The 10,572-nt window shown below is 38.7% G+C and carries 11 protein-coding genes; 8 read left to right on the top strand and 3 right to left on the bottom strand.

Annotated elements, in window-relative coordinates:
- Positions 1-936 precede the first annotated feature (936 nt).
- A complete protein-coding gene (locus ACFE6N_RS23310) occupies positions 937-1,107 on the top strand; it encodes a hypothetical protein (RefSeq protein ID WP_378940305.1) in 171 nt (56 codons plus the stop codon).
- Between the two features lie 154 nt (positions 1,108-1,261).
- On the opposite strand, the gene ACFE6N_RS23305 is transcribed toward ACFE6N_RS23310, so the two are convergent.
- Both ACFE6N_RS23305 and ACFE6N_RS23300 read right to left on the bottom strand, forming a co-directional pair.
- The gene (locus ACFE6N_RS23305) at positions 1,262-1,825 is read right to left on the bottom strand and encodes a DUF4276 family protein (protein WP_378940303.1); all 564 of its coding nucleotides are present in this window, start codon (positions 1,823-1,825) and stop codon (positions 1,262-1,264) included.
- Positions 1,822-3,045: an ATP-binding protein gene (locus ACFE6N_RS23300; RefSeq protein ID WP_378940301.1), complete on the bottom strand. Its 1,224-nt coding sequence runs from the start codon at positions 3,043-3,045 to the stop codon at positions 1,822-1,824. Before ACFE6N_RS23300 ends, ACFE6N_RS23305 begins: the two co-directional genes overlap by 4 nt.
- A 1,451-nt stretch (positions 3,046-4,496) precedes the next feature.
- Between ACFE6N_RS23300 and ACFE6N_RS23295 the strand changes: the two genes are divergently transcribed.
- The 3 genes from ACFE6N_RS23295 (at position 4,497) to ACFE6N_RS23285 (ending at position 6,302) form a co-directional block, all read left to right on the top strand.
- Positions 4,497-5,003 (top strand): hypothetical protein, encoded by a 507-nt coding sequence (locus tag ACFE6N_RS23295; RefSeq protein WP_378940299.1) that lies wholly within the window; start codon positions 4,497-4,499, stop codon positions 5,001-5,003.
- A gap of 539 nt (positions 5,004-5,542) precedes the next feature.
- Entirely contained in the window at positions 5,543-6,088 is a 546-nt protein-coding gene (locus ACFE6N_RS23290) for a DUF2975 domain-containing protein (RefSeq protein ID WP_378940297.1), read from the top strand.
- 4 nt (positions 6,089-6,092) lie between these two features.
- Positions 6,093-6,302, top strand: coding sequence for a helix-turn-helix domain-containing protein (locus ACFE6N_RS23285; protein ID WP_378940295.1), 210 nt, complete (start codon positions 6,093-6,095; stop codon positions 6,300-6,302).
- Positions 6,303-6,754: 452 nt separating this feature from the next.
- On the opposite strand, the gene ACFE6N_RS23280 is transcribed toward ACFE6N_RS23285, so the two are convergent.
- Positions 6,755-7,024 carry a helix-turn-helix domain-containing protein gene (locus ACFE6N_RS23280; RefSeq protein WP_378940293.1) on the bottom strand — a complete coding sequence of 90 codons (270 nt, stop codon included), beginning with the start codon at positions 7,022-7,024 and terminating at the stop codon, positions 6,755-6,757.
- A 444-nt stretch (positions 7,025-7,468) separates the two neighbouring features.
- Between ACFE6N_RS23280 and ACFE6N_RS23275 the strand changes: the two genes are divergently transcribed.
- From ACFE6N_RS23275 to ACFE6N_RS23260, 4 genes are all read left to right on the top strand, one after another.
- Positions 7,469-7,915: a S24 family peptidase gene (locus ACFE6N_RS23275; RefSeq protein ID WP_134203740.1), complete on the top strand. Its 447-nt coding sequence runs from the start codon at positions 7,469-7,471 to the stop codon at positions 7,913-7,915.
- A complete protein-coding gene (locus tag ACFE6N_RS23270; protein WP_378940291.1) occupies positions 7,893-9,137 on the top strand; it encodes a Y-family DNA polymerase in 1,245 nt (414 codons plus the stop codon). Before ACFE6N_RS23275 ends, ACFE6N_RS23270 begins: the two co-directional genes overlap by 23 nt.
- Positions 9,138-9,284: 147 nt before the next feature.
- Complete coding sequence (locus ACFE6N_RS23265; protein ID WP_378940289.1) at positions 9,285-9,989, top strand: SOS response-associated peptidase; 705 nt, start codon at positions 9,285-9,287, stop codon at positions 9,987-9,989.
- A 147-nt stretch (positions 9,990-10,136) separates the two neighbouring features.
- Positions 10,137-10,572 (top strand): helix-turn-helix domain-containing protein (locus ACFE6N_RS23260; protein ID WP_378940287.1); only part of this gene is annotated, 436 nt, incomplete at its 3' end.

Here is a 10,572-nt window from a genome sequence, read left to right as displayed (position 1 = left end):
GAGCTATAAACAAGAGAAAGTAGTAGATAAATTAACGATCTCAGAAGAGCAAAAAACATACTCACAAATTCAATCTGACAATCAGTAAAAACTAACCAACTGTAAGATTAAGTAGTGGCTATTACAGATAAAGCTACCCATCATGAATGACCGGTTAAGGGCTATACTTGAGATTATAAAAATCAAAATAAAAATGAAGATATTTATCAAACATCCCAACGCGCTTTTATTTGTCACAAATATTTGATTATCTATTTTTATCATATAATAAATATCGAGTAAAATAAGGATTTTGTATCCACTACAATGTTTCAGAAAAATGCTACAATTGCATGTTCATCAGGTATTATTCTGAGTGCTGGCAATAGTAAGTTAAGTTATTTGTTTGCCAAATGTAGAAAACACTTCCGAACTTCTTCTTATTAAGATTTGATCAGGCTTTTCAATATAGGATCGATTTTATTTTTTAATAACATTTACCTTATTTATCGAACAAAGAATTTGAACAGCCACTTAAAACCAACCGCCGTTAACATGAATATAGTTCTGTGGTTATGAGTTTTATGTCATGCAATGTGATGAAGTCAATATGTTTGTTGTTCGTTTATTTGCCTGTCAACATCGCTGACTGGAAATTCAATTACGGTATCATTTATAGAGGCAAATGAAATTTAGTATTATGATATGTATGGCTATTTAAGACATAAGCACATTAAATACCATACTGGCCCGTTGATATAAATACCCTAACAGGAAACTTGCACATGGCAGCTTCTTGGTTGAACAATTTATCCCTACGCCTTTGTATCGCATGATCTGATCTGGAACCTGATCCCGGCCGATCCATCATTTAACAGCCGTAAGAATGACAAGCTGCCCAGGACGGAAGATTACTTTGACGGGTACTACCTGCTGCAAAAAACAGCTATCGAAGTGATGACGGAGAACTATCCGAAAGAGCCCATAATGGAAGATTACCTGAGCCTGTTCCCGAATGCCAATGCGCAGCATTTGCATGAAATAGATTTGAGAAAAAGGTTTTTAGAAAACATACAGCCTTTGCTTACCATTGCGAATAATAATGGGTTTGAGTCTATGAGTAATTAAATCCCTCAATTAAAAATTTAAGCATGTTAGACTACATCTTTTGTCTCTTGTAATCATCACTTTATAGCGCACAATACCTTATTATAATACACGAAATAATATATGAGTACTGTACAGATCCAACCATGCCATACGTTTACGGTTAAACCAACAGTTAAGCGGTTAACCTTCCTTGAAGTACTGATAAAAATTCGGCAAAATATTTACACTTCGCAGATACCTTATCAATATCCAACAAAGAAAAAAGGTCCGGGCAGTCTGACTCATGAAACTGACTTTTGGTTTTATAAGTTGCACTAATCAGTTTTTCCTTCGGATTTGAGATCATCATTGGATCGCCTTTACATTTAACATCTGCACCGTATTTTTTATTGAACACGTCAATATCTCCAAATATCAATGTTTCCAGTTCCCAAATATTCATTAATAACATATCAGTTTTTTTATGCTTGAGGGCTTCAAACCATTTATTTAAACCTTTCTGTATATCTACTTGAGAGGGCAGGCCATCCAAGTCCCGGATAAATATCAAAAAATTATAATCTGCTCCTTTAAGTTCTTGAACTAGTGCCCTGGCGGTTTTGGGACTATCCAGCCCTTTCCCACGTATTCCCCTTAACAACGGCTGAAAGTGAACCATATCAAACTTCCTAACTAACAAATTTTTAATAGCAGTTTTATCATATGGGTCCTCCCCGATTAAACCAATCCTCTTCATGACTCTAGATCTGATAACAGCCAATAATCGCTTAAAAAACCCACATCATTTATATAACCTATTGCTTTTTCTTTTTGTCTTTCTGTTAAGTGGCCAATCTGGGTCCCTCTCCCTTTTTGATAAGTCGCGATCATAATTCTGTCAAGTTCATCCTCATTGAGCACGTCAAGTGCTTTGGGAGAATGCGTGGAAATAATAATCTGGTTGTTGACGGCCTGCTCGGTCAAAAACTGCATGACCAGATCAAACTGATGGGGATGTATCCCCAGCTCAGGCTCTTCTAATAAAATAAGCCTATTGAAACTTAATGAAATATCACTAATGATAATGAACAACCTTTTTGTGCCATCCGACAACTGCGACCAGGGCAGCCAGTTATCATTTACAAAAAAGTCCATCCTGATATTTTCAGCAATGACGAAATGGTCACTTTTATAAAATGTCACATTTTTGCTTAATCTTACATCCTGAATTGGGCTAAACTTTTTTAAATTATCCAAAGTCTTTTCATCAAGTACGGATAATTTTAAAAATTTCTCTGTATCGAGCCCTTCAACAACATCCTTCCATTTTTCATCCGGGTCGCTGTCCTCATTTAAAGTTAAATCAAATTCTTCCTGAAGTCTCGATTCCAGGGCCTCCATAGCCGCACGCAATAAAGGAAAACCTGACGTATCCCAAAAATCATCTATGTCAAGAGGAATTTCCATAGTCATGGGTTCACTTAGGCCAAGGATTCTATCGGGATATCCAAAGCCGATAAAGTTAGCACGGCGATAGTTAAATTTCAACCTACTGAAAAGTGTGGCTATATTCCTCGGCGGAGAAAGCGGTCTACCAGTACTACTAAAATAACTCAATTCATTTTGGGAATCATAAACAATTTTACCATTGATCTTCACCTTTTGCCCATAAGTCAAAGAAGGCATATCATCTGTTACCTGACGACTATTGAGTTTGGTAATTGAGTAGACCACCTGAGTTTTATCCTCCGATAAAAAGCTTAGTTCTGCCGACTTAAAGGAAAGTTCATTAAGAGAGAATAAAGAGGAGCTAGCCATTGACATAAACTCAAAAAAATTAGATTTACCAGCACCATTTTTCCCAATAAGAATATTGAGTCCGGGCTTAACGTTCGTCTCCAAATCCTCAATTGACTTTAATCCCTTAAAGCTGACTTTATTTAATAGTAATTGTGATCTGGAAATAATGGCAGACATTAAGTATTTTTTTAACAAATGTAAAAGATTGTAGGAAGAAACCAGTTAAAAGAAATTATTTTTAATGAGAAGAATTGAAAACGACTCATACCAACAATTTCACGTGATTCCTTGTAGGAACAGCCTGGTCATCCTTTTGGAACAAAAAACACAGCAAATTACACGGTTCAAAAGAGACTGGCAGAAAACAATGGTTTTAAAAATCCTATTAATACTTAAAATCAATTCCCAAATCATGGCGGCACACCCCATAATCAAACCTTAACCCTACGCGCGTGAGCGGTTGCAGCGCTATCCTCCCGCAGGGAGATATAGCGAAAGATGCGACCCTTTAGGGGCACGCCCGAATAAAATAAAAAACTAACAATATTTTATTTTCTGTCTAAGAGTACCTTGTATATTATTTTAAATAAAATTCTTATCTTCAGTTTAACAAAACTATTGTACCAAACATCAACAACATGAACATACCTGGACATTTCTATGTTGTTCATTACAATCTCAGTCCACCGCCTTATCCAACGAGAATCATCTTACAGTCGTGACGGTCCCCAATCAGAATACAACACCAGGCTCCCCTAGCGCTCCATGGTCTGAACCGGTGATATTTAAAGAAACTAAATTGATTAAATCACCTTTGATGACTAAATTTGTTTAAACCTACGGGAAACTTCCTATACGAATAAACCGGATTTGAGATAATGTCCCATCAAAATTTAATTGGATGATCATGATTATCGGGAGAAGACTTAAATGTTAACCGTTTATCCCGGATATTGAGGCGTACTATCACCGTAAAATGGATATAGAGGGAAAACATAAGATGTCAGTACTCAATGCAATCCGATTGAAAATCGCTGCAAGGGTATACTACTGTATAAAAAACAACAGATTATACGAAAAAATACATGAGTACAAACCTGCCAAGGATCTTGCACCGCCAATTTGACCAGTCAAGATCAATCAACAGGTTCGATCATGATCCACGAACTGCCGCTTGGTGAGCAGGGAAATGGAATTCCTATCCTTAGCGCTAAAACATTGTACACCGAATCATCCTCGTGAAAATGCAAAAACTTATCAACAGGGAATGATTTAAACAGGTCAACCTGGAGGGTTGACTGATAGTTGCACAGCCACTGTACACGTTAAGGTAGAAGTTAAAAAGTACTGTCTCCTTATCATTTCATAGAGCTTGCCTTACTTTTTACGGCAAACTCATCGTTTGAGCAAAAAAACGGTTAAAAAAATTTGCAAACGTTTCTAAGCGCAAATCTCCGGCGGAAAGCGCCGAAGCACTGGTGCCTAAGGAGCACACCAAAGTACTTTTGCACCAGTTAAGAAATGGTCATTGATAAATATTTTTACTTAACTGTCACTATTCCACCCGATATCCGTCTTATACTGCAAACGATATTTATTTGAAACCTTTATACACCCTGAAAACTGACATGAAACAAACAGCATATGTAATAGTTATTAGCATGGTGATGCCTTTGCTGATGTATGCACAGGAGACATCGAACCACCTTGTGAACGATGTTGCAAAAATGGAAGGCCTTTGGAAAGGATCGTTAACCTATCTGGATTACCGTTCCGGCAAACCTTATACGATGCCTGCCGATATTGAAATTAAGCGAATTGCCAGCACGAACCGTTTTCTTTTTATTCATACTTATCCGAATGAACAAAGTGCAAACTCAACAGATACGTTGACCATCTCGAACGATGGCAGATACTTTGGTGATGCGCCGATGATCTCCCGGAAAGTATTATTAAAAGATGATGTTCAGATTATTACGGAAAAGATGGGTACAGATGGCAATGACGGAAAGAAAGCGACCATAAGGCAAACGTATATATTAGGTAAAAATAATTTTTCCAAACGGAAGGACGTCAGGTATGCCGGTGAAAAAAACTGGATCAAACGACACGAATATAGCTACAACAGGCCATGATGAGGGCATTAAAAATGCCGCAAATAAATACCTGAAATTTCCCGCATCAGCAGGGCAGTGGACCAATAAAACTGCATTACTTATTGAAAAATCACTGTTGTCTTAAAGTAACAGTGATTTTTTTTATCCACGATTTTTATAAGTACTATAGATGGGCTATGGCCTTGAAGATGGGACCGTTTTACTGTTGAATTCTGTTATCAAAGTATTCTGCCGTTTTGCCAACAGTGCATGGGTGGTTGCAGCCGGACCTTTTTATGAAGAGAATTGCTAAAGATTATTATGCCAAACCAAATTGGCTATTTCTTCCAGTATAAGGTTAACCTGATCTGTTAGGTAGTGCCAAAAATATCATATTCAGATCAGCATGCACTGCAGCAGTTTTCCAAAACAGCCTTTCTCTAAAGAATAATTTTCTTCACTATAAGTTTTTCAATTCCAAGCTACGCTTAATTTATTAAAAAAAAATAAATATTTATTTTTTATCAATAAATATTTATCTTTATTTGCATCATAATTAGCTTAATTAAAAAAATAATATGAAAAATAAAGCAAGTGTAAATAACCTAATTTCAGTTGTGAAAGTGTTAACCTGGATCGTATTTGTTGGTTTATGCATCAAAACCGGATCGCTGATAATATCTTTTACCATCAGTATTACCGAAAGCCATTTAGCTGCCAAAGATCTTTACAAGGGTTTGGATCTGAGCCCGCTCCTGGAGCATAGCCCATCTCAGTATGTAACGCTGATGCTGTTGCTTATTTTGAGCTGGGCAGCAAAAGCTTTTCTATTTTTTATCGCTATCAAGATCTTTCTAAAAATCAATCTTGAGCATCCTTTTAGCGATAAAATGGCGGCGCTAATCATCAATCTCAGTTATGTTTCGCTGGTTATCGGAATACTGACCATAATGGCCGGGGCTTACCGTAATGATTTAATGAAGGACGGGATAATTTTCCCGAATTTACCGCCCAATTTGGCTGGCGGAAGTGAATTTCTATTTTTAGCAGGCATTTTATTTATTATTTCACTAGTATTTAAAAAAGGAATCGAAATACAGGCTGAAAATGATTTAACCGTATAAGCTTATGCCGATTGTAATAAATCTGGATGTGATGATGGCCAAGCGGAAAATGTCGCTTAATGAGCTGGCCCAAAAGGTAGATTTAACACTTGCCAACCTTTCTATATTTAAAACCGGGAAAGCAAAGGCGGTTCGATTCAGCACACTCGAATCTATCTGTGAGGCCCTGAACTGCCAGCCAGGAGACCTGCTGGAGTTTAGGAAAGAAGACTAGTTTAGTGGATGATTTGCTTATCTTTGGTAACTACGTCATCAATCTTGATCAGCACCTTATTTCCCTTGAACCAATTCTACCCTCAAATACTGATGGACGTATTTGACAGTTATTGCTTAGCCCGGGAAGTGAAAAATTATGATCGAATGATGCTTATGGATGAGGCATTTGCCGGATTTTAAAGCCACAACAGAAAACCAGGATGAAGATTGTAAGGGATATTTTCCGTATCATTGCGGTGTAGGAGGTGAGAGACCTACATCAGTCGAAAGCCTGAGAGCGTTAATTTAGAAAGGGGTTGATCATGGATTTGATCTACCCCTTTTTTTCGCAGACTATATCCTGACAATATTCCGCTTATAAAACAAATTTACCAGCACAGGTATATCAAGCAAACGGCAGATTGCCCCGACACAGGTAAAGTAAGTTGCCCGGGAATACGAAATGTCATCTTAGGTTTTCTCATCGTCATCAGCAATAATTTTGATCAAATCATGTTGATTTAGAGTCAACAAATTTGCTGCCTCCACTTTCAAAATCATGGCGATATGAAACAAACGGTCAATCGTTAATTTACTATAACCAAGTTCGATTTTGCTGTAAGCATTTTGCGATATTTTTAGTTTTGCGGCCAGATATTCCTGGGTGTAATATCTGTACGCTCTAATTTTTCTGATATTGCCGACAACCTCTCTTGTTTTAAAAACCAGTACATTTTCCATAAGCGCTAATTTTTATTTTCTATACTTACAAACCGGCTGGTGCAGCTTAGCCTACCATGTTAACAGCATAAACACACCAAAATCCGTATGATTAATTTTACGCTATAACGTAAAACAAGATAAAATGTTTACTGATTTCGCTTTGGTCTAAAATCGCGTTATATTTCTGCCGGCCTGGCAAATAAATATCAGATCATTGTTGGATTCATTTTGTTATAAAACCTTGGACAAATATCTATTAACACATAAACCTCCATTTAACTCTTATTTAGACACGCAAAACTGATCTCATATTTACGATATGCAAGGTGATGTTATAAAACAAATTGTATACAAGTTAAAAGCTATGCTAATCAATCAATTAACAATGGTTGTAAGGTATCTGTCAACAGCACTTGACTTTGCTAATATTTTTAGTAATTTTGACCTGTAAAGGACATTGTTATGATTAGAGAACTAGATTTACCCCAAAACTATACATTGGATACATTGGACAATCCCGGACGTGTTTCGGGCTTTATATCCCCTGCTGAGGATTACAAGCAACGGAGGTTACATATTGCCCAAAGGATAGTTAACGATCCGACCAATACATTTTACTTCGAGTGTGACGACGACCACATGAGGTATTTTGGCATTATGAAAGGCAGTATCATTGTAGTGGATAAATCTGTTCAGGTTACATCCGGGATGTTAATTGTTTGTGCTGTGGAGGGTGAATGGCTCACCAGAAAGTTATGTATTAAAGGAGATAATACTTACCTATGCCTTAATGATACGATGGATGCCTGTTTAAACATAACTGGTAGAAACGTTACTGTATTTGGCGCCGTTACCTGGACTTGCCTGCCACATTCAAAGCAAAACCATGTTCGCACTGGCAGATTGTAATAACTTCTACGCAAGCTGCCACCGCTTATTTGAACCTGAATACAATGGTGTTCCGGTTATTGTACTGAGCAATAATGATGGCTGTGTAATTGCCCGTAGTAATGAGGCAAAAGCCTGTGGCATTGCTATGGGTGCGCCCTTTTTTAAAATCAGAGCGGAAATTAAAAAGTACAACATTGCCGTATTTAGCAGCCATTATACATTGTATGGCGATATTAGTGCAAGGGTGATGACCAACCTCGCCAGGTTTACGCCTGACGTTGAAGTTTATAGCATTGACGAATGTTTTTTAGGCTTAAGCGGCTTCGATAACCTGGAAGAATATGGCAGGCAGATCAGGGAAACCGTGATTTATAATACCGGCATACCCATAAGCATAGGCATTGCGCCAACCAAGGTATTGGCGAAGGTTGCTAACAAAACCTCAAAAAAGCATAACGGTGTGATGGTACTTGCAACCGGGGAGGAAATTAATGATGCCCTGGCCGATTACCCGGTTGAAGACCTTTGGGGTATTGGCAGGCAGTTTGCGCATAAGCTTATAAAAGGCGGCATTGAAACAGCTGCGCAGTTTAGGGCATTACCGATTGATTGGGTACAAACCAATATGACGATTGTTGGCGTTAGGATGTGGCGCGAGCTTTGGGGAGAGAGTTGCATACCTTTGAAAACCGTACTTGACCCCAAAAAAGGGATGTGTACCAGCAGGGCATTTGGAAAGCTTACCGGCGATTATAGTGAGCTCATGGAAGCCACATCAAGCTATGCGGCCAGGCTTGCCGGCAAACTCCGCAGAGAGAAATTGTGTACCACCGTCTTATCGGTCAGATTACTTACCAATAAGTTTGTTGCCGATGAACTGCAAGCCTACCCGGCAATAACGATACCGCTTGACCACCCGGTTAATAATACCATCGACCTTATAAAAACAGCACTTTGGGGATTGAAGAAAATATACCTGCGTGGCTACCTGTACCAAAAGGTTGAAGTAAATGCTACAGGTTTGATACCCGAATCGGAAGTGCAGCTTAACATCTTCAATGACTTTAAAGGCATTAAATATGATAAGATATCAAAAGTGCTGGACAGGCTGAATTTGCAGTATGGCTCGGGAACATTGCGAATGGCCGGCGAAGGCAAGGACCAAAAGTGGGCAATGAAACGCGAGTTCCTGCGGCCACATTATACCACCAACTGGAATGATATTATAAAAGTGAAATAAGATGAAAGAACTGTTAGACCTGATAAAGCGATACCTCCTTAAAGAGGCTGCAACCCTTAACCAAATAAATGATACACAAAAGCCTAAGCAGGCAAAGAAGAAAAACTAACTGCCCCGGTTAACTGTTGTAGGGGATAAAAGGTAAACATGTGTGCCAGATATACGTTAACAGCGGAAGAAAAGGAAATTCTCAGAACCCATCCGCACCAGATACAGGGTGAGTGGACTCCTAACTATAACCTTGCCATTACACAGAAAGGATTAGTGATTACTGCTGACGAACCAGACATTATCCAGCAGATGGCGTTTGGTATTGTACCTTATTTTGCCGACAGCTTAAAACTTACCCGTGATACATGGAACATTAAAAGCGAAACCGCAATGGAGAGCAAACTGTGGAGACCATTGCTTGTAAACCATAAAACCTGTTTGGTAATGGCTGACGGTTTTTATGAATGGAAAAAAGATACAAAGGGAGAACAGCAACCTTACCGCTTTACGGTTAAAGACAGAAAGCTGTTTTGCTTTGCCGGCTTATGGTCGCAATGGGTTGATCCTGAAACGAAAGAGAAGTTCCGTACTTATGGTATCCTTACAACTGAGGCCAACCCCTTAGTTGCAGAAATCCACTCGAAAAAACGTATGCCAGTTATACTTACAAAACCCGAAGAAGAGATATGGCTGAGTAAAACAATACCAATTGAATCTAAAATGACGGTTTTAGATACCTTTCCTGAGGAACTGATGATACGTGTTAAGGTTGGCAAACGTGTTAATGCGGTATCGACACTTAAAAAGCCCAATAATGATTCGGACTTGCTGTTACCGCTGAATACTGATGAGGATGTGTAGTAACATAGATACATAACATTCAACCAGAGCAATAATGGGTCAGTGGATATTTATACCATCACATGCCGATAAATCAGGTCATGTGAATTAGTCAAAACTTAATCTGACAGTTACGATAAATTAAACAATGTAACAGAGATTAGTATTATGACTACACAATCAAAGATCATTAAGAACAAATTAGGTATCCTTGAGCTTGCTCAGCACTTGGGGAATGTCTCTCAAGCCTGCAAAGTAATGGGTTATTCACGTGATAGCTTTTATCGTTTCAAAGAACTTTACGACCAGGGCGGTGAGCTTGCCCTCCAGGAAATCAGCAGAAGAAAGCCCATTCTCAAAAACCGTGTTGAAGAGCATATTGAGAAAGCTGTTGTGGCAATGGCTGTAGATCAGCCAGCCTTAGGTCAACTCCGGGTATCTAACGAGCTTAAAAGACAGGGCATTCTGGTATCACCTGGCGGAGTCCGAAGTATTTGGCTCCGCCACGATCTTCACACCTTTCAACTCCGTTTAAAGGCATTAGAAGCTAAGTCCGCACAGGAAGGATTAGTCTTGACCGAAGCTCAGGTCGTAGCTCTGGAAA

It is taken from the genome of Pedobacter sp. BG31 (assembly GCF_042464845.1).
GTDB lineage: Bacteria > Bacteroidota > Bacteroidia > Sphingobacteriales > Sphingobacteriaceae > Pedobacter > Pedobacter suwonensis.
The sequence above is the reverse complement of the archived record's forward strand: the minus strand, read 5'-3'. Positions and strand labels throughout refer to the sequence as shown.

Coding starts and splice junctions, on each gene's coding strand:
- ACFE6N_RS23295 (WP_378940299.1), top strand. CDS start 4,497: ATGAAACAAACAGCATATGTAATAGTTATTAGCATGGTGATGCCTTTG.
- ACFE6N_RS23270 (WP_378940291.1), top strand. CDS start 7,893: ATGTTCGCACTGGCAGATTGTAATAACTTCTACGCAAGCTGCCACCGC.
- ACFE6N_RS23280 (WP_378940293.1), bottom strand. CDS start 7,024: ATGGAAAATGTACTGGTTTTTAAAACAAGAGAGGTTGTCGGCAATATC.
- ACFE6N_RS23265 (WP_378940289.1), top strand. CDS start 9,285: ATGTGTGCCAGATATACGTTAACAGCGGAAGAAAAGGAAATTCTCAGA.
- ACFE6N_RS23300 (WP_378940301.1), bottom strand. CDS start 3,045: ATGTCTGCCATTATTTCCAGATCACAATTACTATTAAATAAAGTCAGC.
- ACFE6N_RS23310 (WP_378940305.1), top strand. CDS start 937: ATGACGGAGAACTATCCGAAAGAGCCCATAATGGAAGATTACCTGAGC.
- ACFE6N_RS23285 (WP_378940295.1), top strand. CDS start 6,093: ATGCCGATTGTAATAAATCTGGATGTGATGATGGCCAAGCGGAAAATG.
- ACFE6N_RS23305 (WP_378940303.1), bottom strand. CDS start 1,825: ATGAAGAGGATTGGTTTAATCGGGGAGGACCCATATGATAAAACTGCT.
- ACFE6N_RS23290 (WP_378940297.1), top strand. CDS start 5,543: ATGAAAAATAAAGCAAGTGTAAATAACCTAATTTCAGTTGTGAAAGTG.
- ACFE6N_RS23275 (WP_134203740.1), top strand. CDS start 7,469: ATGATTAGAGAACTAGATTTACCCCAAAACTATACATTGGATACATTG.